The following is a 26,199-nucleotide window of genomic DNA, read 5'->3' as shown; positions in this document are numbered from 1 at the left end:
CATTTACGCACCTTTATCACTTAATCTCTCTTGCTGAAGGCTCTGAACTTGACTTAGGGCGAGTATTAACTCATCCGGGTCTTTAGCCATTTTTTCAGCAATAATGATTTTTTTTGCATAGGTTGTATCACCGAGTTGAATCAGTGAAAAGACCAGGTTATGTAACCTTAAAGAGCTTTTTTTACCCGCCAAATAATCAGGTAATAATATTCTCACTGCATCGCTATAACGGTTATCAAGCATTGCTACTACAGCAAGATTATTCATTGCCGTCTCATCAGGAATAAATAAGGCCCGCGATTTTTCAATAGCCACTTCTGCTTTACGCACTTTACCACTATTAGCCAATACAATGCCGTGTAAGTTGTGAGCTTCTGCATTATTAGGAGAAATAGTTAATAATTTATTTATAACTGTTATGGCATTTGTCGAATCATTATTATTAATCAGGTTTTTGGCTTGCAAAATATATATAGACTCACTCGGCTTGTTAATCATCGGTTGTAAATAATATAAAGATGACTTGGTGTCGCCGGTAAGATAGTAGGCGTTAGCCAGTTTTAGCCTTATCGTATCATCTTCTTTTTGTTTTAATTTTGTTCGGTATAAAGTGATCAATCCGGCATGATTATTTGCTTTTAGCAAGATACTCTCACGATATAGAAACTCTTTATTACTTATACCACTATTCAAGGAGCAACCACTTATCATAAAAATTAAAAGTGAAGTGGTAATGGTTTTTTTACATTGTTTGTACATATTTGAGTAACTCCAAAACGCTAGGTGCTATAACTAACACAACAAAAGGAATAAGAATAAAAATAAACATAGGGAAAGTCAGTTTTGTTGATAGCTTACTGTTTTTCTCTTCTGTAACTAACAATTGCATTTCTCTCATATCTTGGGAGAGTTTTATTAGTTGTTCATAAACGGTTGAGCCGAAACTGATACTGTATTGTAGTGCACTGCAAAACATTTTTATTTCTATTTCAGTTGAAAGTTGTTGAAATTCTTTAATCGCACTCTCTAGCCCATTAATTTCTGCGCGCTTAGTTATTTTTTCTACAATCAAACTTAAATCAATATTGATTAATTTGAATCTTTTAGCCGTATAGCTTAGTGCGCTATCTATAGTCATTCCTGATTGGACACAGGCAGCAGTAATATCGATAAAAAAGGGTAGTGAATTTAACATGTTTTTTATTTTTTTATTCACAATATTTCTGATAATAACTTTTGGTAGATATATAGTTGCTATCAGCATAAGTAAACAAATCATAATGAAACTCATGCTATTAGTCGCGATGAAGCTAGTTTTCACTAATATAGTCATCACTATCAGAAATAGCGAGATAATCAATATCTTTAAATAAGTCACCTTTTGAAGTATATAAGGTAATTTTATAAAAGAAGATAGCTCAATTTCTTTTTTGTTTTCTGACTTTTTTATTTCACGTTTAGAGGATAAAACATGGTCATTGTTAATTTTATTATATATTTCTTTCTTATTGTATTTTTTCTTGCTAATGAGTAATGAGATAAAACCAAATAGTACCATGGCAATAAAAATTATATTCATAGTGCCTTCCTAAGCATTGACCTTATCAGTGCTATCCCAATTATCTCGCTGGAGATAATATAATAAAAAATAATCCTACCAGTAGGATGGTTCCACATTGACTCAATAGTCGTTGGATCCATAAAGTAAAGAAAAAGAGAGAATACAAAAGGTATGATAGAGAGAATATTTACTGACATCCGTGTTTGTGCCGTCATCACGGCTTTCTTCTGTTCGGATGTTTTGCTTTTTGTTATCACTTGGGACAATCGACTGGTAAGTTCTCTTAATTGCCCACCTTGTTGCAAGTTAAGTAAAATGATGGTGATAAGAAAGTAAAACTCGGGGTAACGAAAGCGTTGATAGGCATCATAAAAAACAGTTTCAGGAGACTCTCCCACATTCAATCGGCGGCAAATAAGGCTTAATTCATTCCCTAATGGCCCAGCGACCTCTTTCCCACAACGTTCTAATACCTGGTTAATACTGGCACCGCTACTGGCCGCCATATTAATCATCAACAAGACCTCTGGGAAATCTCTTTTAAATAGCTTGTGATTATTTTTACGCGAAAAGCGTATTTGAAAAAATATGATACTGAACAAAATAAATGTCAATACCACCAGAGTATTTATCCCAAACCATGTTTTATTTATAATGTAAATGCATATTGCATAACCGATAGGCATGGCTATATGCATTTTATTTTTGTTTTTATCAATGCTTAATAAATACTTAATCCATTCATTGACTATCTTTTTTAGTAATGACGTAAGGAAAAAATCATTGATAGTGGTTTTTTTTGGGTTTTTACTTATGGTCTTCTTTATTTTTATCCATTTTAAGTTAATGAGTAAAAGTAATAGAATCCCAGATAAAAGTATTATATTGTAAATCATTGTTTCACCGTGGAGAAAATACTACTTAGTTCATTTGATAAGCTGTATATATCAGCATTCACCCTCACAGCGGATCGGCTGAATAAACCATGATTAATAAATTCGCCTTGAATTTTCCCCTGTTCGTCACGCTCTTTGGACGGTTCAAATGAGAATATATTTTGTAATACGACATTATCCCCTTCCATTCCCATAATTTCACTTATATGGCGTACTTTTCGTGAACCATCATTCATGCGTGAAACTTGCACAATAAGATTGATGGCGGAAGCAATATTTCGGCGAATAGTAAATATGGGCATATTAACTGGCCCCATCATGATCATGCTTTCGAGTCGGGCAATAGCATCGCGGGGAGAATTAGCATGTAAGGTGGACATAGAGCCATTATGGCCGGTATTCATTGCCTGAAGCATTTCAAATGTTTCCTCGCCACGGCACTCCCCGATAATTATCCTATCGGGGCGCATTCGTAGTGAGTTTATCACTAAATCTCGCATTGTTATTTGCCCGGTATTCTCTAGCCCGGCGAGCCGTGTCTCCATTCGAACTACATGGGGTTGTTCAAGATTTAACTCGGCGGCATCTTCTAAGGTGATAACTCTTTCGTTTTCAGAAATATATTTTGATAATGCGTTGAGCAGTGTTGTTTTTCCTGAGCCTGTGCCACCAGAGATAATAATATTGACCCGGCAACTGGCAGCAATGATCAAGAAATTAGCCATATCACTGCTCATGGCACCCATATTAACCAGATCTTCTAGTTTTCGTTTGTTGGTACTGAATTTTCGAATCGAAAGTGCCGTGCCATCCAATGTGATTGGGCCGATTGCCACATTGATTCGGCTACCATCAATTAGGCGTGCATCCGCTAACGGTCTACCTTCATCAATACGGCGATTGACTCTTTGCATCAGGCGTTTGGCAATATCAGTCAGTTGATTGTTATTAATAAAACGGCGGTTGGTTAAGGTTAGCAACCCATAACGTTCAACAAATATCTTTTCAGGGCCATTGACCATAATATCGCTAATAGACTCATCTTCCATCAGTTCTCTTAACGGGCCAAAACCGGTAATCTCATCGGCTATCGTTGCAATAATATCTTTTTGCTGCTGAGTGTTTAATCTATATTGATTGTCATTAAATAAATCATCGTATGTTTGTGAAAGTAAATCAAAAAGTTTGTCATAATCATCAACCAGATGTTCTACTTTATCGATATCAATGTTAGCCAGCATTTTTTCTCGTATTTTTTCTTGGATGATTAATGATATGTTCATTTTTAGCTTTTACCTTTTAGAAGTTTTCTTAACCATAATTTTCTCTTGTTTGATAAATCAATGGTTATGCCTAATGTGTATTTTGCCAATTCGGTTATTATGGTTTTCTTTCGGCCAAAGTAATTTTTATCACTTAATGATTCCGTTGTTTTATGTATGAAAGGGATTCGTATATCTATCTTACGCCCAAGTAATGACGGAATGTCGGAAGTATCCAGCATATCTCTTGTTATTGGTCTGCTTTCATTTAAACAGACTAATAGTCGGGTTGCTTGCCTGTTGTCTCGTTTAAATCTTTCATAAATATCAATAAACGTTTTAGCGACACGAACTGACATCATACTATTATCGAGCAATACGATAATGCAATTAGCGTGTTCTATATAATCAGTGAGTTTTTCTTTTGGTACGTTATGAATCGGTTGATCAAATACAATAAAATTGTGTTTTATATCTCTGTGTCCATCAATTTCAGCTATATCTTTCCCTTTGCCGAACATAAGAGATAAATTATTTTGATATTCGGTTATTTCTGTAACCATCTTTTTTTCTGTAACAAGATCAAGATCCTGAGATCCATTATTGCCCTGTAATAATAGGGTTGGTGATTGCTTTATCTGTGTGATAGCGGTTGCTAAGTGATAACTGAGTAGGGTGGTTCCGATGCCTCCCTTACAGCCCAATACACTGATAAAAAAAGCTTTTCTTTCAGACTCAATCGGAATGCCTTTGAGTAAATGTTGCGTCAACTCAGACAACTGTGACTTTATATTTAAGTATAGTATTCCACGTTGAATGAATTGTTGGGCGATACCAATTGAATCAATATCGCCAACTAAAACACACCAACAGTCACGCGGGATAAGAATTTTTATTAAATCTAATGTTTTTGCAATATCATCATTACTCCCGATATCAATAATAGCACCAATAATTTTATCGGATAAATTTATTTTTGGTACGAGAAAAATATTCTCATCAAATGATTTAATATCATTAATATCGGCAAGCCTGACTTTCTCCGCGGTTTCTTCGCGCAGCCATTCTCTGCTGGAAATAATAGCAATGGTGTTTTTTATCTTATTATTTTTTTGTTTATTGAATCTTTGTTAAGAATTAATTGCATATGTCACCATTAAAAGCAATTACTTTGATTGCGTGATTTTGAAAGAATTCTATTTTTATTTAATGCGCATCCTACTTCGCTATCCCGGGATATCCGATAATCATTGAGTTGATATTTGCATCGTCGCTCATTATCTCTTTGCAAAACAGGTGTAGATAATAACTGATTTTTATCTGTTGCTAACAAGTCTCTTTTAGCTAATGAACAGGCCTGGTCATTCTCATTTGGCTCGATAATAAATGAGGCGTGTGCAACGCTGGAGAGAAAGATAATACTGCCAACTATCCATAGTTTCATTTTATAAAACCACCTTTTCGTAGGAATTCCTTAGCCACTTTTTTTCTTTTTATTTCCATTATATGAGTGAAATTAAATAAGCGTTCCAGTGTTGATGTGTGCATAAAATCAGGTAATTCTACGTCCTTTCCGGCAACCGGCTTTACCAGGCTGACGGTGGCGACGACCACCAGTTCGGTTTGATTCTTTTGCGTTTGTGCATTGCGGAAAAATGCCCCTAATATAGGAATATCACCAATGAAGGGGATCTTTTTAAGGGATTCCCGCTCTGATTTACTGATCAAACCACCTAGAATAAAGCTTTCACCATCACCAAGTTCTAATGTGGTCGCTGCCTTACGTGTACGTAATGAAGGATACGAATTACCCCCTTCGACGTTAAATACTTTATCTACACTACTGACCTCTTCTTCCATGCTAATGCGGATACGATTTTTTTCATTTACCTTGGCCGCAATGTTTAGCTTGATACCATAAGTTTTGTATTTAATTACGGTGCTGTTTTGGGTGGTATTAAACATTGGTATTTCGCCACCAACTAAAAATGAGGCACTTTCACCGGACAGTACCGATAGATTAGGTTCGGCCAGAACACGAGCAATAGAATCATCATTAATGGCATGAACTAATGTGCTAATTCCGGTGGCATTGAATTTTAAAAACTGAAAGGAGCCAACAGATGCTTCGTTGATGCTGCTCCAATCTACCCCTATATTCTCACTAAAGTCTTTAGTCACCTCAGCAATGGTTAATTTCACATTTACCTGGTTAGATTCAGGGAGTTTAATCTTATTAATTACCCCTAAGTAATCAGGGTTATTAAAATGTTGATCTTCGCGATTCTTCTCTCTTTTCTTGTTTATTGCTTCACCGACAATAGCTGCAATAGTGTCTTTCGCCTCTTCTGACTCTGCTTTACCCGTTAGCAGATAGCCATTACCAATTTTATTGATTTCTATGTTGCTATCAGGATATTCAATTTTTATTCTCTGATAGGCTGAGGTAATAATGTCATTTACCATGACGGCAGTTTTTTTCATTGGATGATTATCTTTATTAAATAAGATAAACTCTGCTATTCCTTCTTTTTTTGCATAAACAATAATGCTATTTTTACCAACCAGTTCATAATCAGCAATCGCAGCGGCGGAGACAAAAACAGTATCAATCTCCTCCTCTGTCTTTATGATATATGATTCGCCTGACGATAAGTAAACAGGCTTGGCATATGCCTGATTGACAATTATTTGGCCGATTGCAATGGCGAAGAGTAAAAACAGTTTATTCCAACTGATATATTCTGGCCTGGGTGTTCTCATCCTCTTAGCTCTCTTGTTATGCGTAGTTTAGGTATAATGTCATATATATTTGTTGATTGATTATTGCCAGTAACTATACTCGGCGCCAGAACGATATCACCCGACTTTTCTGCAATATGAATGATGTCTAGTTCCTCCCTTTTAATGATGACGGATATATAACCAGTTACGACCTCTTCAGTCTTTTGATTTTTGTTATTTTTTTCTGATAATTCGTCTGTCGAATACTTTTTTATTCTTATTACTCTCATTGCGGGAATGATTTCATTCAACGAAAAGGTTTGACTTTTTTTATCGCTCAACTCTTTCGTGTTAATCACTGTGCCACTATTCATACCTTTGTTTTTGTCTGTCTCAAGCACTCTTAATTGAAATGAGAGGGAATCACCTACCTGCAATGTGTCCAACAAATACCCATTGTTCTGATTAATATTGAATTTATAAATGACTTCCCCTTTTTTTAAGTTAAGGTAATTGAATTCATCACTGTCGGGTGAAGCCAAAACTGCTGTTGTAATATATGAACCCGCTGCAAGGTTTACTTTCAGTAAATGACTGTTGATGCCTGTTTTTCCTGACATGTTGCTTTTTATTAATTCACTTGATTCAGGTACCATGATGGCTTTTAGTGCATAATCGTTTTGAGTCAGTAGGGTACCTGAAGAGAGATCATGTGTTGACTGTGCCAGGACAATCTCAACTTCTTTTTCTTTATTTGAATCGATGAAATTATAGGGTGTATGTTCATCATTCTTGGTATTGATCATAATGCCGGCAGCCCCGATGGCGACAATCAGGATTGAAAATAATAAAAGAAACTTACGATTCATTAAAATAACCTTGTATTATTACTTAATTGACGGGTCTTTATTTTTTAGGTGAATAGCGATAATAAAAAGCCCGAGGTAATCGCAACCGCATAGGGGACTCCTCGCTGTTGAATATCGCGTTTGTTAATCAACATACCTATTATCATTACCACTCCGCCCATAATGGCGGTATAGATAATGAAATCTAGTGATTGTTCTGCGGTGAGCGCCAACAGCAGGGCAGTAATGAGTTTTACATCGCCCCCACCGATAATTTTAAAATGAAATATTATATAACCCATTAGTAATGAAAAAAGTGGAATGGTGATGTTAACCGTGCTGTTTGTTGTATACCCCAACGCTATGGAACTGAATATAATAGAAATAATAAATTTATTACTGATAATTCGGTTGCATATATCGCTATAACAAACGAGCAGTAGCTGTAATGCTAGCAGTATTATTAAGGATAATTTTATTACATCCATCATTTTTCCTACAATAAAAACATGGCAACGGTAAGTTGCCATGTGAAAAGCCTGATAAATATTAATATTACGATGCGATACTTAGCCCGCTGTTGGCGCTATTGCTGTTCTGGCACTATCAATGGCCCCTTGTACTAAGGTGATTAGGGTTGGCCTTGCCAACGTAATAAATACGCCTGCCAATGCAATCACCATAACGTACTCAATAATAGAACCACGATTGTCTTTCAAAAACTCTTGAGTTTTAAGTTGAGTAACAACGTAACCTTTAGTGATTAAATCCATCATGTTAGTTTTCCTTTTAAATGATAAGGGAGTATTCCCTATTTTTAAGATTTGAGATGTAAAGAGTCTACTTCTCGTTATTTATCTACTATCCGATCCGACTCGATCCGAACCGACTCGATATAATCAGTCTCGCTGGTAGTGACAACTATTTAACTGTTTTTTTTGAACGTTGGCCTTTTTATTACCATCATTTAATCTTTTAAAATTACCCTCATCTTATTATTACTATCCGGAGTGCGGTTTATCCCCATTAAACAAGATGATAATAATTAGCGTTGTGAGAAATGAGAGCCAGCAGAAAGAGAAAAAGGCCAACAGAGAAATAAGTTTCTTCCAACGGTAACTGTGTAAAAAACTTTGTTGTGTCGCGACAGGGGATATTACGCCAGCCCCTGGCTTGAATGGTTGAGTTACTGGCGCAAGCTGCTCCTTATTAGATGTAGCAGTGATAAGGGGGTCTGGGTGCATTTGTTGTTCAGCTTCATCATTGATGACAATCTGACTAACAGAACCGGTATAGCGGACACCTTTACGTGGGATGGTATGAATAAGTGATTCTTTCAGCCCGACCTGAAGAAATGCTTTTCGCAACATATAGAGCTGCCCGTAGTAGCTACTTTCACTTACAGCTCCGCGTTGTTCTTTCCATACCTGATTAATAATCTGCTCTTTTTCTGTTACACCACTAAGTAGCAGTTGTAAAAACCTAAGATTATTTTCAGTTAATATTACCACCGAGCCGTCAGGACCATTTAAGCAACGTTGCGTAGGGGAAAATAGCACCGTTCCTTCTAATTTAAACATAATCTCATTTGTCTCCATACTGATGGTTACCTATCCTATATAAGACGTTATGTGTTCTTTCAGTAATTTAAGATTATTAAGAATGTCATGCTTTGTCTCTATTCTAATTCTCAATCTTCTTTAAAGGCTATTTGTATGTATTTTTGCATTTGATAATTATTATTAACAAGCGGTTAATTAATTTTGTTGTGGTGTTGTTTATTATGTTTCATTACATATTCTTACCCGAGATTCTCTTTTTCTTTTATTTAAAGGGTTAAATAAATCTATCTTCCTAGTATTCTTCTGTTTTTGCTTTTGGTCTTTCATTTTTATAATTTTACTCTATTAAATATAATATTTGTTTTTATTGGTGGCGAAAGTTAATAGACGATAATTTAACAGGATAAATTTCTCTGGCAGGGCGATAACAACTGGGCTAACCGATATGAATTGATCGCAAGTGATAGTGTGTGGGGTGAAGAGTAAACTGTTAAAGTCTTAATCACTAAACAGTGATAACTACAGTAGGTGCCTTTATGACCATGGATTTATTTGATCAGTTGCCTCATGATCCCTGGATTGAAACGTTAGCGCCCGGTGCGGTTGTTTTACATCATTATGCACGGCAGCAGGCCGCATTATTATTTGCTGATGTTATTGCTATCACCACTGCCGCGCCTTTTCGCCATCTCATCACCCCCGGCGGTTACCGGATGTCGGTTGCCATGAGTAATTGTGGTCAGGTTGGTTGGGTGAGTGATATGCAAGGTTATCGCTATAGCCCGGTTGATCCTTTGACTGAGAAAAACTGGCCTGCCATTCCGGCAAGTTTTATGACATTAGCAGTCGATGCCGCGCAACAAGCGGGTTTCTCTCAATTTGAGCCAGATGCCTGCCTGATAAATCGCTACGAGGCAGGGGCTAAATTATCATTACATCAGGATAAAGATGAGCTGGATCTGCGTCAGCCAATAGTCTCGGTATCGCTGGGGCTAGCTGCGGTATTTCAATTTGGTGGGCTGACGCGTGAGGCTAAATGCCAGAGAGTCTTATTAACGCAAGGGGATGTTGTGGTCTGGGGTGGGCCTTCCCGTTTGAACTACCACGGTGTACTGCCATTGAAAGCCGGTTTTTCCGCTACGACCGGCGCTTATCGCATTAACTTAACCTTCCGTCGCACCCGCTGATTTGAGAGGTTATAAGAAAGTGTGAGAATGCCCTCAATCTTATCTGGCAAGAGTGAGGGCGATGAGAGTTTTATTGCTGTTGACTCTCTTTTTTATGCAGCAACATATACACCGCAGGAATAACCAGCATCGAAAGCAGTGGTGCACTCACCATCCCGCCAATCATCGGAGCGGCAATACGTTGCATGACCTCTGACCCAGTCCCGCCGCCCCACATAATGGGAAGCAAGCCGGCCATAATAGTGGCGACAGTCATGGCTTTTGGTCGCACCCGCAGCACCGCGCCTTCATGAATAGCTGCACTCATTTGGCTGGCCGTCATAGCAATGCCGGGTTGCTGATGTTTTTTCACCGCCTGATTGAGATACAGCATCATTATTACGCCAAATTCAGCGGCCACACCGGCCAGGGCGATAAAGCCCACCGCGGCGGCAACGGAAAAGTTATATCCCAAGCCATACAGCAGCCACACCCCGCCAATCAGTGCGAAGGGAAGCGTCGCCATGATTAATGCGGCATCGCGGACACTGCTGAACGTGACATATAACAAGACAAAAATGATCATCAGGGTAACCGGTAACACAATTTTCAGTTTTGCCGTTGCCCGTTCCAGGTATTCAAACTGCCCAGACCAGCTAAGGGAGACGCCTTCCGGCAGTTTCACTTGTTGTGCCACCGCTTGCTGCATTTCAGTAACGGCTGATTTCAAATCTCGCCCGCGCAGATCAACATAGACCCAGTCAGATAAGCGCGCATTTTCACTTTTCAGCATCGGTGGGCCTTCTGTCACCTTGATATCGGCCAGTTCCGCCAGTGCGACTTGCCCGCCACCGGCAGTCACTACCGGCAAATCACGCAATTTTTGCAGTGAATCACGTATTTCCCGTGGGTAGCGCAGGTTGATTGGATAACGTTCACGCCCTTCAATGGTTTCACCGATGTTTTGCCCGCCAATCACGGTCGCCACCAGTGATTGCAGTTCTTTTACTGAAACCCCATAGCGAGCGGCCCGTTGACGGTCAATGTTGATATCCACATAGCGGCCACCTGCCAGTCGTTCCGAGAGGGCCGAGGTCACACCTGGCACGTTGCGTACCACTTGTTCGATTTGCTGTGCCACCTGCTCAATTTGGTGCACATTTTTGCCATTCACTTTGATCCCAACCGGGCTTTTGATGCCGGTAGAGAGCATATCCAGCCGATTGCGGATCGGTGGCACCCAGAGATTGGCGATACCGGGCACCTTGACGGTGGCGTCCAGTTCTTCGATCAATTTGTCCATGGTCATGCCCGGCCGCCATTGATCCTTGGGTTTAAAACGAATGGTGGTTTCGATCATGGTCAGAGGGGCTGGATCTGTTGCCGTCTCTGCTCTCCCGGCTTTACCAAATACTGTCGCCACTTCCGGTATGGTTTTTATCAAACGATCGGTTTGTTGCAGTAAATGGCTGGCTTCGCGTACCGAAATCCCCGGCAGTGTAGAAGGCATATACAGTAAATCACCTTCATCCAACGCGGGCATAAACTCACTCCCCAGACGGCTTAATGGATACAGGGTTGCCAGCAGTAATATACCCGCGATAGCTAATGTGGTTTTTGGTCGCGCCAGTACGGCGGTTAACACCGGATGATAAAGGGCGATTAGCCCACGGTTAATGGGGTTGGCATTTTCATCAGGGATTTTGCCGCGAATAAAATAGCCCATTAATACCGGTACTAACGTAATGGCTAACCCCGCCGAAACGGCCATGGCATAGGTTTTGGTAAAAGCCAGCGGAGAGAACATCCGCCCCTCTTGCGCCTGTAATGTAAATACCGGAATAAACGATAAGGTGATGATCAGTAAACTGCAAAACAGCGCCGGACCGACTTCAATGGCCGCCTGCTCTGAAATGTGCCAGTAATCCTGACTGACCGGTGTTTTCCCCGGGTTATCTCGCCGCCATTGCTCCAACACTTTGTGCATATTTTCGATCATCACGATCGCGGCATCCACCATAGCTCCGATGGCGATGGCTATCCCGCCCAGCGACATAATATTGGCATTGACCCCCTGATAGTGCATGACGATAAACGCACCGAGAATCCCCAGGGGCAGAGTGATGATAGCCACCAATGCTGAGCGGAAGTGGAACAAAAACAGTGAGCAGATCACCGCCACCACTAAAAACTCTTCCAGCAATTTGAATGATAAGCTGTCGATGGCCTGAGTAATCAGGTGTGAACGATCATATACCGGTACGATTTCCACCCCAGCTGGTAAGCTGCGCTGAATCTGTTGCAGCTTCTCATTCACGCCGTTAATGGTTTCCAGTGCATTTTTGCCATAGCGCATCACAATGATGCCACCGGCAACTTCCCCTTCACCATTAAGCTCGGCCACGCCACGGCGCATTTCTGGCCCCATCCGCACGGTAGCGACATCGGACAGTAAAATGGGAATACCTGCACGAGCAGTGATCACGATATTCCTGAAGTCATCCAGCGTTTTCAGGTAACCGCTAGCGCGCACCATATATTCTGCCGCCCCCATTTCCAGCACCGAACCACCGCCTTCCTGATTACTATCAGTAATGGCGCTGGCAATTTGTTGATGGGATAGATTTAGCGCCCGCATCTGTTCCGGGTCGAGAACGACTTGATATTGGCGCACCATGCCCCCGACACTGGCCACTTCAGAGACATTGGGTACTGTTTTCAACTCAAATTTTAGTGTCCAATCCTGCAAGGCACGCAGATCGGCCAGACTGTGTTTGCCGGTTCTGTCGATTAAGGCATATTCATAGATCCAACCCACCCCCGTGGCATCCGGTCCCAACGAGGCTTTGGCTTCAGCCGGCAAGGTAGCCTGCACCTGACTGAGATACTCCAGCACCCGTGAACGTGCCCAATAAGGATCAGTGCCATCATCAAACAGCACATAGACATAGGCGTCGCCGAACATCGAGAAACCGCGTACGGTTTTGGCACCAGGGACTGACAACATGGTGGTCGTCAGTGGGTAAGTCACCTGATCCTCGACCACTTGTGGTGCTTTACCGGGATAACTGACACGGATGATCACTTGCGTGTCTGACAAGTCTGGCAGCGCATCCAGCGGGGTTTGTTGCAGTGACCAAATTCCCCACGCGGCCATCATCACCGCGCCAAGCAGTACCAACAGCCGATTGCGCAGTGACCAGCGGATAATGGCAGCAATCATAGGTGGCTCCTGTGGGTATCGGTACTGCTATTGCTTGTTACCGGCTGGATTTGGCGGATCTGTGCCCCTTGTTCATTGAGAGTGAAAGTGAAATTAACCTGACTACCAGCGACGATTTCCGGTGATAACGACTCTGCCGGTAGCTGGAAGTCCATCGTCATCGCTCCCCATTTCAAGGCCGCGATCGGGCCATGGGATAAGGTGATTGTTGAACCATTGATAGCGATGACTTTCCCTTGCACCGAGTAGATATCAATAGCTGCTGCGGCAGTGTTATTCGCTGTTGGCGTGGTATTCTCAGTTAAGGTGGGGGTATCCTCCATTTGTGGCAGAGCGCTTTGCAGACTGGCTTCTGAATCAATCAGGAATTGGCCCGAGGTCACCACCAATTGACCGACGTTAAGCCCGGATTTTATCTCTGTCCAGCCGTCCTGAGTTTGCCCGGTACTGACATCCACTGGCTTAAAGTAGCCATTACCTTCAGCCAGCAGCACCCGGTTACTATTGCCTGACATCAGCAAGGCTTCTTGTGGAATAGCCAAGACCGGTTTTAGATTATCTGCTGGCGCGGATTGTACATTCAGGTACATGCCCGGTTTCAGCTTTTGTTGTGGGTTTTCCAGGACGATGCGCGCTTTTAAGGTGCGGGTAGCGAGATCCATATTAGGCAATAGCTCGCTGACGGTGCCGTGGAAGGTTTCACCCGGCCAACTGGCGGTCGTGGCGGCAATCGTACTGCCGATAGTGACTAAACTGGCTTGTGATTGCGGATAGTCCACCACTATCCATACCGGATCAAGGCTGGCTAATTCAAACAGTGATTGTGTCGCAGTCACTTGTGAACCGGCCCGAATATCCAACTTACTCACATAACCCTCAGACGGAGATCGTAAGGTGATCCGCGTTTGCGGCTGGCCGCTTTTTTCGACACTGCGAATCACCTCTTCTGGCATAAATTGCAGTTGTAGCCGTTGGCGAGCGGCGGCCGTTAATTGGCTATCACCCAAGGTGCGGATTGCCAGATACTCTTGTTGCGCGGCACTCCAATCGGGAACCCATAATTGCGCCAATGGCTGATTTTTACTGACCGGTTGTTGATTGGCGCGTACATACAATTGTTCAATAATGCCGTTAGCCCGCGCCGCGATAACCTGCACGCTGCGCTCATCGGTTGCCACTGTGCCGTAACCGGCAAGACGATAGTTGAGTGATCGCATTTCCGCCGCGGCAGTGCGCACGCCTAAATTCTGCTGTTGGCGGGGGCTGATGCTAACGCCGCCCTGTGCTACGGCTTCATCGGCATAGCGCGGCACCAACTCCATATCCATAAACGGCGATTTGCCAGGTTGGTCGAAACGCTGGCCGGGGGACATAGGATCATACCAATACAGCACCTTCCGGCTATTTTCTGCCGGTGTTTTTTCAACCACCGTGGCTGCCGTGGTGGAGTGCTCTGAGGCGGGTTTAGCCAACAGATAACCGGCAACGCCACTGATCACGGCGACGGCCACCAGCGTCAAACTAGATAGCTTTTTCATCGCATGCTCTCCTGCGGGGTCAGATAACGGATGGCAGCCCAGGTACGGGCTAACTCTCTGGCGGCATTACTGGTATTGAGCTGGCTATCGAGCAGGGCACGCCGTGCTTCCAGCACACTGCTTAAATCGCTTTTATTGGCCTGATACTGCGCCATAACCAATTTAACCCGCTGTTTTTGCAGTGGTATAACCTCATCAGTCTGACGCTGCCATAATTGCTGTGTGGCCTGATATTGCGCCAGCAGAGTATCGAGTTGCGCCCGGTGGTCGCGGGTGAGTAACGTAAGCTGGTCGTTGGCTTCCATTGAACGCGATACATCGGCGGCATAGTCTTTGTCCTGACGTTGTGAGCGGAATAGTGGCAAATCAACGGTGATCATAACGCCCGCCATATCGTCATACTCGTCAGCTCGTTTAGCGTAATAGACCTCGATCCCAACGTCCGGTGTGGCGGCAATGGCCGATTGTGCGGAGCGGGCTTTGGCAACGTCAGCTTCGCGGCTGGCAAGCAACACTTCAGGGTGCTGTTGGATGGCATCACGCAACACGGTGATATCTGCCGGTAGGCGGGCGAATGGTGGTAACGGGCCGCTGATATGCTTGACCTCAATACCGGTCAACTGCGTCAACTGGGTTTGTGCTAAGGCAACGTCACGTTGTGCGGTGGTCAATCTATCCTGCATGGCAGATAGCGTCAGGCGCGCATCCAATACACTGCTGGGTAATGCGCCACCACTGGCAACCCCGGCCCGTTGCAATGCGACCTGTTTTTTGCTTTCTTTTACCAGCACTTGCGCCGCGCCCACCGCCTGTTCGGTCAGGGCGAGATCAAGCCACGCCTGCGCCGTCTCTTTTTGCAGCCGGGTGCGGATAGTTTCACTGCCTGCTGCCGTTTTGCGCGCTTCAGCACTCAGGGTATCAGCCTTTCTTTGTCGCTTATCACTACTGATATAGTCCTGCATGATACCGACCCGCTGCATGGTCATGCCCTCGCGGGTGAAGCGGCGGGCATTACTGCCGCCGACCGGGAGGTTTTCAATACCAAACTTCAATTTTGGATCGGGCAGTTGGGTGGCTGAAGTGGCCATATTTTCCAGCGCATTGACCTGATGCTGATTGGCTGACAGCTCGGCCGAGTAGCGTTCAGCATAGACCAGCGCCTGTTCCAGTGTGATATCTGCCGCGTAGCTCACCGCTGGCAGAGTGAAAAGTGCCGCCATTAGCAGTGCGGTAAATCCGAATGGCAGCGCAGCCGTGGGGCGCACCTGCTGTGGGTGATTCAGTAAAGGGGTCATCATTATCCCGCCTTATGGCTGCTGTGCTGAAATGGCAGTTAGCTGATAGCCTTGTTCGGTCTGGCGGAAACTGAAGGTCACGGATGTACCTGCGGGTAATGGCTGTGCGGCCAGGCTCTCCGGTAGGTCAAATGTCATGGTCATCGGTGGCCAGTTCAATGCCGGAATGGCGCTATGAGCGATAGATACGCGGGTGGCATGCCAGGTTTTTATCTGGCCCTGGGAGTGATAGCTCTCTGCTGGCGCAGAATCCGCCATTATTGTATGACTATCATGAGACATCGGGCTACTTTCACTCATGGCCGGGCTGGCGGCGAACAGCGGAGAAGAGAACAGTAATACAGCAGATACAGCGCTAAATAAGATACGCATAGCAATAACTCCAAAACATAGAATAAGCACAACACACCACGATTAAGTGGCCTGAAGAAAACGGTTATTTATGTCTGGATCTATTCTCTAAAGCGGCAGAAAGCGATTTCAGTGGGGGGGCCGACAATGGGGGGGGTATGCCAGTCAACGCGCTGGACGCGTGGTGTTTGTTGCCTATCAGCCAATACTAACTCCGTATTGGTGGGTAAGGCTGCCAGCACCAACATGCCGCTGTCAGACTGGACAGAGTCAGGGATGCAGTGTTTTTCACATAAGGGGTTTTGCCCCTGACCATGAGACATATCCATCATTGATGGCATGTCGTGCATTTGGTTTTCTGTTGCTAAAGGGTCAGGCTGTATATGCCCTTGATGCTGGGTAAATACCGGCGAGGCAGAAGGGGCAATATCACACTGATGGCCGGCGATGGCCAACTGCGCGTTGAGAATTAGCCAGCAGGCAACCAGCAGCATACCGCACATGCGCATTTTACTGGCGCGCATCCGGTGCATAAGCTGTGGTACTCCCCTAAATGCTGGCATGTTTAACCTGAATGTGTGGTGATATTAAATAATACTGCCAGCGAGTATAGGACCATCTCCCTGTTTTTAGAATGGTTTTATCGGGTTGCACTGAGTGAAATAAAAGGTTGCCAAAACGTTAGTATGCTGAATTTATTCTATTTATTTCGATATCTGAAGCCACAATGGGGTTGATTAGAAGAAATATTTACTTTTCTTTAAGTTATTAGCCCACACCGCTATGCATCAATCGGCGTGGGCTGAATAAACCTAAGCCTTACCAGGCATAACTGACAGTTGCGGTGGCAACACGGCCACTGCCATAGAAGCAAGCTGCCATCTGTGCACAACTGGCAACATATTCTTTGTTGAACACATTGTTGACGTTAACCTGCAAACTGGTGCCTTTCATCGCTGGCAGAGCTTGTCCCAGTTCATAACGCATCATCCAGTCATACAATGTCACCGCCGGGACTTTAAAGCTGTTCTTGGCATCACCCCAACTGGTGCCGATATAGCGGACACCAACACCAGTGGATAAGCCATCGACTACTCCTTTATCAAAGGTATACATTCCCCACAGTGAGGCGGAATGGTTTGGTGTGCGGGCTGGCATTTTGCCTAATTCAGCCAGTGTTTTGGTTTCACGCACTTTCCCTTTGGTGTAGGTATAGGCAGCAATCAGGTTGATATTGTCGTTAATCTCACTGTTTAACTGCGTTTCGATCCCCTGAGATTGCACTTCACCAATTGGGACGTTGTAGGCCAGCGCCTGGTCGTATTGGCTGATATTTTTCTGGCGTAAATCGTACAATGCAGTCGTCAACAAGGTGCTGCTGCCCGGTATCTGGTATTTGAGGCCAAGCTCAACTTGACGCGCGGTAACCGGGTCCAATGCCCCAGTTCCCGGCGCGCCTTTGGCGGTGCTAGGTTCAAATGAAGTACTGTAACTGATATACGGCGAGATACCGGAATCAAAGGCATACAACACACCAGCACGGCCGGTAAAGGCATGGTCGTCTTGTTGATCCTGAGTGGCGGTTTTGCGGCTTAGTGTTTTTAACTGTGACCAGTCATAGCGCCCGGATAAGAGGAAATTCCACTTATCCAGTTCAATTTGATCTTGTAAATAGACCCCCACCTGATCGAGTTTGGTCAGATCACTGCTATTGAGTGACAAGTCACTCTCTTTAATATTCAGGCCATAGACAGGTGATACCCAATCCAGATTGTATTTTGTCTGCACGGTGCCCATAAAGAACTGACTATCAATACGGCTACGTTTGTAATCCAGCCCAGTCAGCACCGTATGGTTTAACTGCCCGGTCCAGAAATCAGCTTGCAGTTGGTTATCAACGGCAAACTCAGCCATGGTCTGGCGCTCGATTTGCGGGCGACGAGTCATGGTGCGGTTATCTGGCAGCAAATTCATAAAGACCAGATACTTGTAGTCTTGCTTGTTATAGCTGTAGCGCAGGTTCTGGCGGAATTTAAAGGTGTCATTGATATAATGTTCAAGAGCATAGCCGACAGAGGTCTGCTCGCGTTCAGACTGATCAAATGACGGATCGCTAACGTTAAAATCGTAAGGTATATGGCCGTATGCAGTACCAAACACGGTTCCAGTGGCTGGCAAGAAGTTACGTGAACCGGCTTTGGGTTCTTTCTGATAACTGGTCAGTAAGGTAAAGGTGGTGTCTTCGTTCGGGATAAAGGTTAGTGCCGGGGCGAGAGCAAAACGCTCCTGTTTAAAGCTATTTACGGCATCATCTTGTGTTCTGCCAAGCCCGTTCAAACGATAGAGTACTTTACCTTCATCATCCAACACGCCACCGAAGTCGAATGCTGCTTCAGCCAGGCTATTATTGCCTGCACCCACCTGCACTTTATGAATACTTTCCGCTGTTGGGCGTTTACTGACCATATTGATCAGGCCGCCGGGGTTCACCTGGCCGTAAAGTACTGATGCTGGGCCGCGGATGACTTCAATTCGTTCCAGCAACCAGGGGTCTATCTGGCCTCCACGGCGTGCACCACCTAATGAGTTGTAGCTTAAGCCATCGAGAAAACGCGGGGCATAGCCAAAACCACGAATGATCACTTCGTCATTCATATTCGAGCCGCCACGGTATTCCGGCACGACACCGGCGGTATAGCGCAGGGCCTGTGCCACAGAAGCCGCCCCTTGGTCTTGCATTTGCTGGCGGGTAATAACTGAAACTGATTGTGGGGTGCGGATCAGTGGTGTGTCAGTTTTAGTCGCGGTGGCGCTGTTTTTAGCGACGAAACCATCATCTTGTTGGCCGCTGCCCGGTTTGGCGACAACCACTAATTTATCTTCTTTAGCCGCAGTGGCCGCTAATGCGTTGAGTGACGGTATCAGTATCAAGGTGGTGGTGAATAATAAGGTCTTTGCTGTGCAGCCTGCGCGAAATGGCAATGTTGTTGGTATCTTCTTGCCAGAAATATCAAACATGATTTATCCCTACCTGGAAGTACAATAATGGAAAGTATTTAAACCTCATACGTCAGGTTCTTGATGCCAACCGGGCTTTATTTGCCTCTATTTAGCTTGGTTGTTACAAAAAAACGTTATATTCCAATCCAATAACCGTCGCATAGCACATCGCCCATATCTAAATTACGATGATAGGCTGGCACACTGGAGAGAATGCTTACTATGTTATTGCAAATAATAATACTTCTCAATATTATTTGTGTTTAGGTAATAACCTTATATATATTAAGTCTTATATCCATTTGTGATGGCGCACAGTCGCCGCGCTATCAATGAATAAAGACGTAATCATAAATAGACCGTGACCGGTGTGATGACATAAAGAGGGCAGCGTGTGAGAGTGGCGAGCGAATATCCAGAGAGTCAGCAGTTATTACAGGATCCTTCGGCGGGCAGTGAATCATGGTGGCAGCGCATCGCACAGTGGGGAACGCCCCTGACTGAACCGGCAGCGGCTGGCAAAGTAAAGCTGACTTTCCTGTGGCGCGACCGACAAGGAAAGGCGCGTGATTCGGTATATAGCTGCGTGTATATCGATGTTAACGGCGTGACAGATCACCACAGTGTTAATCCTGAATCGCTCACTCGGCTGGGCCAGACGGATGTTTGGTATTGGCAGGCAGAGGTGGAGTCTGATTTTCGTGGCAGTTACAGCTTTATTCCCGTCTCAGCAGAGAAATGTTTGAATTTGCCGGCCGGTAATCCGCAAGAACAGCGTCAGGCACAGCGCGATTGGTGGATCTCATTGATGGATCTCGCTGAGAACGATCCGTTAAACCCGATCGCCGCGCATTGCAGTTATCGCGGAATGCCACTTTCTGCGGTCCATTTAGCCGATGCTTTGCCGCAAACGGCCTGGCAGCCAATTGATGCGGGCAAAATTCTGCCCGCCGACCCGCAACGTCTGCAACTGATTAGTTGGCACAGTCAGTTATTGGGCAATAGTCGCAATGTGTGGATTTACTCAACGACAACCGGTGCTGAAGATAAAGCCGATCGCCCATTGGCTATCTTGCTGGATGGCCAATATTGGGCACTCAGGCAGCCGGTGTTTGGCATTTTGGATAGTGAAACCGCCGCAGGGCGTTTACCTGCTGGTGTCTATGTGTTGATCGACATCATTGACCAGACTCATCGTTCGCAAGAGCTGCCTTGTAATCAGGATTTCTGGCAGGCATTGCAAACGGAATTACTCCCGCAGATTGCATTGCAACAGGCTTTTACGGAACAAGCGTCTCGTACTGTGGTGGCCGGGCAGAGTTTTGGCGGGTTGGCATCGTTGTACGCTGGATTACATTGGCCACAGCGTTTTGGTTGTGTGTTGAGTCAGTCCGGTTCGTTCTGGTGGCCTGATGTTGATAATTTCAAGGCACTGACGGCGGGGACTGCTGAACGTCAGGGCTGGCTGACCGAGCAGGTGTATCAGGGATTGGGGGCGAGTCAGCCATTGAATATCTTTATGGAAGCAGGTCGCCGTGAAGATGTGATTTATCAGGTCAATCAAGCCATGAGTGCAGCGCTTCGTCAGGCAGGGCATCGGTTGCAGTATCGGGTCTATGCGGGTGGGCATGATGCTCTATGCTGGCGGGGGGGCTTGATTGATGGATTGCGCTGTCTGTTAACCTGATCGACTGAGTCTTAACCGCCTTCGGCGAGCAGAGGGCAGGCTCGCTCTCTGCTCGCTGGCGGATTAAATTTTAAATCGCCCCTTCGGTATCACCAATGGTGTATGTGAAACCGGATCATCAATGATCAAACATGGCATACCAAATACCTGCTCGACCAAATCTGCCGTGATCACCTCGCGTGGGTGACCTTGTGTAACTACCTGCCCGTCGCGCATGGCGATAATATGGGTAGCGTAACGACAGGCATGATTAAGATCATGCAGAACAGCAACCAAGGTATGGTTATGTTGCTGATTAAGGTTACTGAATAACTCCAATAAATCAATCTGATGGGCGATATCTAAATAGGTGGTGGGTTCATCCAGCAGCAACAGCGGCGTCTGCTGTGCCAATACCATAGCTATCCATACTCGCTGGCGTTGCCCGCCGGATAATGCGTCCACTGATCTGTCAGCCAGTTCACTGACACCGGTGGCTTGCATGGCATTATTGACCGCCAGTTTATCGGCCTGTGTCCATTGCTGTAAGAACTTCTGATGGGGATAACGGCCACGCGCCACCAAATCTAACACGCTGATACCGTCGGGTACTTGCGAACTTTGTGGCAACAAACCCAAATGACGAGCCACCTGCCGGGTATCAATGCTGGCGATATTCTTGCCGTCTAAAATTACCTGACCTGCTTGCGGTTTCAGCAAACGGCTCAGTGCGCGTAGCAGCGTTGATTTACCACAGGCATTGGGGCCGACAATCACCGTAAATTCACCATCAGGAATGGAGATGCTCAGGTTCTGGCTGATTATCTTACCGTCGTAGCCCAGTGTTAGGGCGTCGGCTTGTAAGCGGGAGGAAAAATCGCTGTGATGTAGGGTGGTTGCAGGGGTAACAATACTCATGATCGCCCGGACTCCCGGATTAAAAGCCAAATAAGATACAGGCCGCCGATGCTGGTGGTAACCACGCCGACCGGCAATTGATTAGGTGGAAATAGGTGTTGGGCGCAGAGATCGGCGGCAACCAGTAATAAGGCGCCCATCAGTGCCGACGTGGTTAACGTCACTGAAGATGTGCCCGCCAGACGCCGTGCTATTTGTGGGGCGGCTAATGCAATAAAGGAGATAGGCCCGGCGGCGGCGGTGACGGCGGCCATTAGAATGACGCCAATCGCCATCAGGCTCAGGCGAGTTTTCTCAACGGGAACCCCTAAGGCACCAGCGGCATCATCGCCCATTTCCAGCAGTGGCATGCGGCGGCTAAGCAGCATTGCGGCTATCGTCGCGGCAAAGATAAACATCAGTGATGGCAGGCCCTTAGCCCAGCTCAGACCATTCAATGACCCCGCCCCCCAGGCCGCGGCAGTCATCGCCGATTCCAGTGATGCCGTGATTGTTAGCCAGGTATTGAATGCAGTGAGCATCGCGCCAATGGCAATACCGACAATAATTAGCCGAAAACCTTGAATCCCTTGTCGATATGCCAGCAGATACACCGCAATAGCTGCCAGTAAGCCGCCAACCAAGGCGCTGCTGGCAATCTCGAAATAGTTGCCATTAAACAGAGTAATCGCGACTAGCGCGCCGGTATAGGCACCCATATTAAAGCCGATGATGTCAGGGCTGCCGAGTGGGTTACGTACTAATGACTGAAATATTGCGCCACTGATACCCAGTGCGGCACCAAAAATAAGCGCCATCACTGCGCGGGGTAAGCGCCACTGATTGACGATAATATCCACTGCACCACGGGTTTGCCCGAACAAGGCATTAAGTACCTGTTGAGGCGACAACGCCAGAGTCCCCGCCATTAATGCCAGCAGTGCGCCCAACAAACAGGCCAGCAGCAGTAGGCTGCAAACAACTAAACTGCGTGGTCGGATGCGTAAATTTATCGCGCCATCGGGGCGACCAAATAGCCACGGCGAGGTGACAGACTTCATAGCGTGGTCATCCTTTTGTTACGTCGAACTAGCCAGATTAGCAAAGGCGCGCCAATAAATGCCGTTACGACGGAAACCCGTAACTCGCCCGGCACCAAGAAGCGGCCAATAATGTCAGATACCAGCAACAGGATAGGTGTCATCACTAATGTGAATGGGAGAATCCAACATTGATTCGGCCCAACAATCCAACGGGCGATATGGGGGACCATCAGGCCAACAAAGGCGATAGGGCCAACGGCTGCGGTAGCGGCACCGCACAACAAGGTGACGGCGATGACTGCCCAAAATTGGGTTTGGACAATACGGGCCCCAATCGCGGCCGCCAGATCCTCTCCCATATGCATGGCATTGAGTGGCCGAGCCAGCAGCAGGGAGATTACACCGCCGAGCAGGATTGCCGGAGTGACGGCCAATACCACCGACATACTGCGGATATCCAATGAACCTGCCTGCCAGAAGCGCACCCGATCAAAAACCAGTGGATGTGTCAGTGCTATGCCAGAGGAAATCCCCATTAACACAGCGCCAATCGCGACACCGGAAAGTGTCAGGCGCAGGGGATTAACGCGCCCGCCGCCCTGAGCACCGACCCAATACACCACCAGGGTGGTTAACATCGCACCGATAAAAGCGCAAATAATATAGCCCTGGATGGCATTAACGCCGAAAAAAATGATCCCGACGGCGACGGCAAAACTGGCTCCGGCATTGACGCCAAGAATACCGGGGTCAGCCAGTGGGTTACGGGTTAGGGCTTGCATGACTGCACCCGATAGCCCCAGCGCTGCACCGGCGAGTACACCAATCAGGGTTCGCGGCAGACGTGATTCAACGATCAAAATGCTATCGGCGCTGTGCTCTGTACCAAGCAAACTCTGCCAGACCACAGATAAAGGGATGGCTTTGGCACCGAGCATCAGGCTGGCAGCCATGACCAATAGCAACACAACAATGCTGAACAGCAGCAGCAGCCCGCGTCGGCGCGCTGTTGGTACCCCTGACGTCGACACCGGTGTCAGCGGTTTTATTGAATATTGATCTGGAGAATAATCAGCAGGCATTGTAACTCTTCTTTAACAAATGATTATTGTTATCGATTTGATTATCATTATTATTTGGGTGAGATATGTTAGCACGCATTATTGTTAGAATGCATCGCTGTGGTAACGCAGGGGGAAATTTAGCCTGCTCGGTCACATTCCTGAATGCGCTCAACGTCAGAACCGGGACTTACCCAATCAATGAGCAGGTTTAAACATCCCTTCAATTCGGGCTAACAGATTACTCGCACTGTAATAATCCAAGCGGAAAGTGTCATAACCCACGGCATAAACACGGTTGTGCTCAATCGCTGGAATATGAGCTAAAAATTTATTACTTTTCAATGCATCAACTGATGGTTGATCACCGGAGAAGAGTAAAATAGTCTCACCGTTCAGACCTTCAGCCAGCTTCTCGCCACCTAACTGAATAATATCCTTACGATGTCCCATACTGGTGTTACCTTTCACGGCTTCAGGTATTTCAGCGAGCCTAAAGCCCAGCGCCTGCAACAACTTGCCCTGTGCCGAGTCTTCAGTCCATAAGTTCGCGGTGCTACCGGCGGCTTGATAGACAAAAGCCGACGTTGGCTGCGGTGGTAAGGTAATACTCTGTTTCACCTCATTGAGCCGGTTGGCAAATTTATCAATCACATCTTTCGCATCGGTTTCATGGCCAGTTGCCTGCCCCAATATCATTGCTAACTCTTGCCAGCTTTTATCATCGTAATTAATCACTAAGGTTGGCGCGATAGCAGATAACTGCTCATACAATTTCACCGCGGAATCCCCCCCGGTGGCAGAAATAATAATTAAGTCAGGGTTCATGCCGGCAACAGCTTCGGCGTTTGGCTCAGTCTGATATATCGGCACCAGTTTTTTTGCCTGTGCGACAGCCGACCATTGAGTAAAGAACCCTTGATTATCTGCGACAGTGGAGCTGGGCGCGGTCGCTCCACTGGCAATCACCGGCGCATTGATCGCCAATAAGGTGCCAGTGATGGTGATGCTGGTGGAGACAATCCGTGTAGGTTGCTGCGTTAATGTGACCGGGCCTTTAGCCGTTTCCACCGTCCGGGACCATGCTGGTGAGTTGTCGTCTGCCGCTGATGCGTTGTTCTCCTCCGCGGGTTTGCAGCCGGATAACCAAAATATCAGACACAGCAAGCCCAGTAGGGCAGGCAGAGAACGGGATGTTTTACAGGCAGACATATAGTGGGACATAACGGCGTTTTCTCTTTCTATTTAACGGTGCCAGGTCGTAATTTATCACGCTATAAAATGAATGGTAGTAATTATTATTCCTATTACTATTTGCAATGTGGTGAGTGAAAGGGAAGATTGGCGTGCTCATCTTCAAGACAGGAAACCTGGCGAAATATCGCACCAGTCAAACCATTTAGAAGACGATCAGTCGCGTGCTGGCCAGACTCATTAGCATGATTTAAGCCAATTCAGCCGGCCTTTGGGGGCTGCGGCTAGCGCGAATTAAGGTGTAATACCGGCCAGCGATCGTTGGCCGCTCTTCTTTTAGTATCACCGCCGCCGTGCTAAGCACATGCCTATATTGCAATGAATAAAATTGTTATTTCCCCAGCCTGGTTTCCTTGCTAAAAAAATACGGAATCAACCATAGTAAATAAATAGTTAAATTTTGCTGTATCGCGTGCCTGATGGTTTGATATGGATTTTTGTTATTATTTTATTTATCTCGCCCAATCGCATTTAATAAGATATTTAATTCTGCAATTGCAAAAACAGGTAATTCTCTATCTGTAAGTAAATTAATTGATTGGCTAACTATTCTAAGAGTTAATAGGCAATGGGGCGCTGTATTTATATTCAGAATAAATACATATAATGTGGAAACTACTGAGCGTTGTTAATCAGTTTTCGATCAAGATTATCGAACGTTATTTACATTTTAATAGGTGAAATCAATCAGTTGTTTAATATTGATCGGTTATCTTGATCTTTTGTGTTGGTTTCATGCTATTTTGGTGATGAGTCCTGATAATTAACCTTTTTCCCTGCGGGGATTATCAGCGATAAACACCTTGAAATCTCAAGGAAATAAACTAAAAAAATAAGACACAGGGGTATTCC

22 protein-coding genes and 1 pseudogene are annotated in these 26,199 nt (G+C 45.5%); 2 read left to right on the top strand and 21 right to left on the bottom strand.

Annotation, left to right across the window (positions count from 1 at the left end; genetic code table 11):
- Positions 1-3 precede the first annotated feature (3 nt).
- The 11 genes and pseudogenes from V1956_RS22870 to V1956_RS22820 form a co-directional block, all read right to left on the bottom strand.
- On the bottom strand, positions 4-759 hold the full coding sequence (locus tag V1956_RS22870) for a tetratricopeptide repeat protein (RefSeq protein ID WP_372560505.1): 756 nt from the start codon (positions 757-759) through the stop codon (positions 4-6).
- On the bottom strand, positions 743-1,579 hold the full coding sequence (locus tag V1956_RS22865) for a type II secretion system F family protein (protein WP_442825739.1): 837 nt from the start codon (positions 1,577-1,579) through the stop codon (positions 743-745). The genes V1956_RS22870 and V1956_RS22865 overlap by 17 nt, the downstream gene beginning before the upstream one ends.
- On the bottom strand, positions 1,576-2,457 hold the full coding sequence (locus V1956_RS22860; RefSeq protein WP_442825738.1) for a type II secretion system F family protein: 882 nt from the start codon (positions 2,455-2,457) through the stop codon (positions 1,576-1,578). The genes V1956_RS22865 and V1956_RS22860 overlap by 4 nt, the downstream gene beginning before the upstream one ends.
- Positions 2,454-3,740 (bottom strand): CpaF family protein, encoded by a 1,287-nt coding sequence (locus V1956_RS22855; RefSeq protein ID WP_420072485.1) that lies wholly within the window; start codon positions 3,738-3,740, stop codon positions 2,454-2,456. The genes V1956_RS22860 and V1956_RS22855 overlap by 4 nt, the downstream gene beginning before the upstream one ends.
- Before the next feature lie 2 nt (positions 3,741-3,742).
- A pseudogene (locus V1956_RS22850) lies at positions 3,743-4,866 on the bottom strand (pilus assembly protein CpaE).
- A gap of 9 nt (positions 4,867-4,875) precedes the next feature.
- Positions 4,876-5,163, bottom strand: coding sequence for a hypothetical protein (locus tag V1956_RS22845; RefSeq protein WP_442825737.1), 288 nt, complete (start codon positions 5,161-5,163; stop codon positions 4,876-4,878).
- Complete coding sequence (locus V1956_RS22840) at positions 5,160-6,482, bottom strand: type II and III secretion system protein family protein (RefSeq protein ID WP_442825736.1); 1,323 nt, start codon at positions 6,480-6,482, stop codon at positions 5,160-5,162. The genes V1956_RS22845 and V1956_RS22840 overlap by 4 nt, the downstream gene beginning before the upstream one ends.
- Entirely contained in the window at positions 6,479-7,312 is an 834-nt protein-coding gene (locus tag V1956_RS22835) for a tight adherance operon protein (protein WP_420072549.1), read from the bottom strand. The genes V1956_RS22840 and V1956_RS22835 overlap by 4 nt, the downstream gene beginning before the upstream one ends.
- A 44-nt stretch (positions 7,313-7,356) precedes the next feature.
- Positions 7,357-7,779 carry an A24 family peptidase gene (locus tag V1956_RS22830; protein ID WP_442825844.1) on the bottom strand — a complete coding sequence of 141 codons (423 nt, stop codon included), beginning with the start codon at positions 7,777-7,779 and terminating at the stop codon, positions 7,357-7,359.
- Between the two features lie 81 nt (positions 7,780-7,860).
- Entirely contained in the window at positions 7,861-8,067 is a 207-nt protein-coding gene (locus V1956_RS22825; protein ID WP_420075548.1) for a pilus assembly protein, read from the bottom strand.
- 225 nt (positions 8,068-8,292) lie between these two features.
- Entirely contained in the window at positions 8,293-8,889 is a 597-nt protein-coding gene (locus V1956_RS22820) for a winged helix-turn-helix domain-containing protein (RefSeq protein WP_442825735.1), read from the bottom strand.
- Positions 8,890-9,389: 500 nt separating this feature from the next.
- Between V1956_RS22820 and alkB the strand changes: the two genes are divergently transcribed.
- A complete protein-coding gene (gene alkB / locus V1956_RS22815; RefSeq protein WP_372560515.1) occupies positions 9,390-10,040 on the top strand; it encodes a DNA oxidative demethylase AlkB in 651 nt (216 codons plus the stop codon).
- Between the two features lie 70 nt (positions 10,041-10,110).
- Here alkB and V1956_RS22810 read toward each other — a convergent pair whose 3' ends face one another.
- The 6 genes from V1956_RS22810 to V1956_RS22785 form a co-directional block, all read right to left on the bottom strand.
- Positions 10,111-13,242, bottom strand: a complete 3,132-nt coding sequence (locus V1956_RS22810) for an efflux RND transporter permease subunit (RefSeq protein ID WP_442825734.1) — start codon at positions 13,240-13,242, stop codon at positions 10,111-10,113.
- The gene (locus V1956_RS22805; RefSeq protein ID WP_420072093.1) at positions 13,239-14,780 is read right to left on the bottom strand and encodes an efflux RND transporter periplasmic adaptor subunit; all 1,542 of its coding nucleotides are present in this window, start codon (positions 14,778-14,780) and stop codon (positions 13,239-13,241) included. Before V1956_RS22805 ends, V1956_RS22810 begins: the two co-directional genes overlap by 4 nt.
- Positions 14,777-16,075 carry a TolC family protein gene (locus V1956_RS22800; RefSeq protein ID WP_442825843.1) on the bottom strand — a complete coding sequence of 433 codons (1,299 nt, stop codon included), beginning with the start codon at positions 16,073-16,075 and terminating at the stop codon, positions 14,777-14,779. The genes V1956_RS22805 and V1956_RS22800 overlap by 4 nt, the downstream gene beginning before the upstream one ends.
- Before the next feature lie 12 nt (positions 16,076-16,087).
- Complete coding sequence (locus V1956_RS22795) at positions 16,088-16,447, bottom strand: copper-binding protein (protein ID WP_372560518.1); 360 nt, start codon at positions 16,445-16,447, stop codon at positions 16,088-16,090.
- Positions 16,448-16,527: 80 nt separating this feature from the next.
- Positions 16,528-16,959: a hypothetical protein gene (locus V1956_RS22790; RefSeq protein ID WP_420072094.1), complete on the bottom strand. Its 432-nt coding sequence runs from the start codon at positions 16,957-16,959 to the stop codon at positions 16,528-16,530.
- A 286-nt stretch (positions 16,960-17,245) separates the two neighbouring features.
- The gene (locus V1956_RS22785) at positions 17,246-19,444 is read right to left on the bottom strand and encodes a TonB-dependent siderophore receptor (protein WP_442825733.1); all 2,199 of its coding nucleotides are present in this window, start codon (positions 19,442-19,444) and stop codon (positions 17,246-17,248) included.
- A gap of 376 nt (positions 19,445-19,820) precedes the next feature.
- Here V1956_RS22785 and fes point away from each other — a divergent pair, with 376 nt between their 5' ends.
- A complete protein-coding gene (gene fes, locus V1956_RS22780; protein WP_372560521.1) occupies positions 19,821-21,113 on the top strand; it encodes an enterochelin esterase in 1,293 nt (430 codons plus the stop codon).
- A 63-nt stretch (positions 21,114-21,176) separates the two neighbouring features.
- Here fes and V1956_RS22775 read toward each other — a convergent pair whose 3' ends face one another.
- The 4 genes from V1956_RS22775 to fepB form a co-directional block, all read right to left on the bottom strand.
- Positions 21,177-22,010: an ABC transporter ATP-binding protein gene (locus tag V1956_RS22775; protein ID WP_442825732.1), complete on the bottom strand. Its 834-nt coding sequence runs from the start codon at positions 22,008-22,010 to the stop codon at positions 21,177-21,179.
- Positions 22,007-23,050, bottom strand: coding sequence for an iron-enterobactin ABC transporter permease (gene fepG, locus V1956_RS22770; RefSeq protein WP_372560523.1), 1,044 nt, complete (start codon positions 23,048-23,050; stop codon positions 22,007-22,009). Before fepG ends, V1956_RS22775 begins: the two co-directional genes overlap by 4 nt.
- Entirely contained in the window at positions 23,047-24,114 is a 1,068-nt protein-coding gene (gene fepD, locus V1956_RS22765; protein WP_442825731.1) for a Fe(3+)-siderophore ABC transporter permease, read from the bottom strand. Before fepD ends, fepG begins: the two co-directional genes overlap by 4 nt.
- 177 nt (positions 24,115-24,291) lie before the next feature.
- A complete protein-coding gene (gene fepB, locus V1956_RS22760; protein WP_372560525.1) occupies positions 24,292-25,317 on the bottom strand; it encodes a Fe2+-enterobactin ABC transporter substrate-binding protein in 1,026 nt (341 codons plus the stop codon).
- Positions 25,318-26,199 lie beyond the last annotated feature (882 nt).

The organism is Yersinia sp. 2540 StPb PI (assembly GCF_052217165.1).
GTDB classification, from domain to species: Bacteria; Pseudomonadota; Gammaproteobacteria; order Enterobacterales; family Enterobacteriaceae; genus Yersinia; species Yersinia enterocolitica_E.
The sequence above is the reverse complement of the archived record's forward strand: the minus strand, read 5'-3'. Positions and strand labels throughout refer to the sequence as shown.

Coding starts and splice junctions, on each gene's coding strand:
- fepD (WP_442825731.1), bottom strand. CDS start 24,114: ATGCCTGCTGATTATTCTCCAGATCAATATTCAATAAAACCGCTGACA.
- V1956_RS22820 (WP_442825735.1), bottom strand. CDS start 8,889: ATGGAGACAAATGAGATTATGTTTAAATTAGAAGGAACGGTGCTATTT.
- fepB (WP_372560525.1), bottom strand. CDS start 25,317: ATGTCCCACTATATGTCTGCCTGTAAAACATCCCGTTCTCTGCCTGCC.
- V1956_RS22830 (WP_442825844.1), bottom strand. CDS start 7,779: ATGGATGTAATAAAATTATCCTTAATAATACTGCTAGCATTACAGCTA.
- fepG (WP_372560523.1), bottom strand. CDS start 23,050: ATGAAGTCTGTCACCTCGCCGTGGCTATTTGGTCGCCCCGATGGCGCG.
- V1956_RS22810 (WP_442825734.1), bottom strand. CDS start 13,242: ATGATTGCTGCCATTATCCGCTGGTCACTGCGCAATCGGCTGTTGGTA.
- V1956_RS22790 (WP_420072094.1), bottom strand. CDS start 16,959: ATGCACCGGATGCGCGCCAGTAAAATGCGCATGTGCGGTATGCTGCTG.
- V1956_RS22855 (WP_420072485.1), bottom strand. CDS start 3,740: ATGAACATATCATTAATCATCCAAGAAAAAATACGAGAAAAAATGCTG.
- V1956_RS22795 (WP_372560518.1), bottom strand. CDS start 16,447: ATGCGTATCTTATTTAGCGCTGTATCTGCTGTATTACTGTTCTCTTCT.
- V1956_RS22845 (WP_442825737.1), bottom strand. CDS start 5,163: ATGAAACTATGGATAGTTGGCAGTATTATCTTTCTCTCCAGCGTTGCA.
- alkB (WP_372560515.1), top strand. CDS start 9,390: ATGACCATGGATTTATTTGATCAGTTGCCTCATGATCCCTGGATTGAA.
- V1956_RS22860 (WP_442825738.1), bottom strand. CDS start 2,457: ATGATTTACAATATAATACTTTTATCTGGGATTCTATTACTTTTACTC.
- V1956_RS22825 (WP_420075548.1), bottom strand. CDS start 8,067: ATGATGGATTTAATCACTAAAGGTTACGTTGTTACTCAACTTAAAACT.
- V1956_RS22835 (WP_420072549.1), bottom strand. CDS start 7,312: ATGAATCGTAAGTTTCTTTTATTATTTTCAATCCTGATTGTCGCCATC.
- V1956_RS22865 (WP_442825739.1), bottom strand. CDS start 1,579: ATGAATATAATTTTTATTGCCATGGTACTATTTGGTTTTATCTCATTA.
- V1956_RS22775 (WP_442825732.1), bottom strand. CDS start 22,010: ATGAGTATTGTTACCCCTGCAACCACCCTACATCACAGCGATTTTTCC.
- V1956_RS22840 (WP_442825736.1), bottom strand. CDS start 6,482: ATGAGAACACCCAGGCCAGAATATATCAGTTGGAATAAACTGTTTTTA.
- V1956_RS22800 (WP_442825843.1), bottom strand. CDS start 16,075: ATGACCCCTTTACTGAATCACCCACAGCAGGTGCGCCCCACGGCTGCG.
- V1956_RS22870 (WP_372560505.1), bottom strand. CDS start 759: ATGTACAAACAATGTAAAAAAACCATTACCACTTCACTTTTAATTTTT.
- V1956_RS22785 (WP_442825733.1), bottom strand. CDS start 19,444: ATGTTTGATATTTCTGGCAAGAAGATACCAACAACATTGCCATTTCGC.
- V1956_RS22805 (WP_420072093.1), bottom strand. CDS start 14,780: ATGAAAAAGCTATCTAGTTTGACGCTGGTGGCCGTCGCCGTGATCAGT.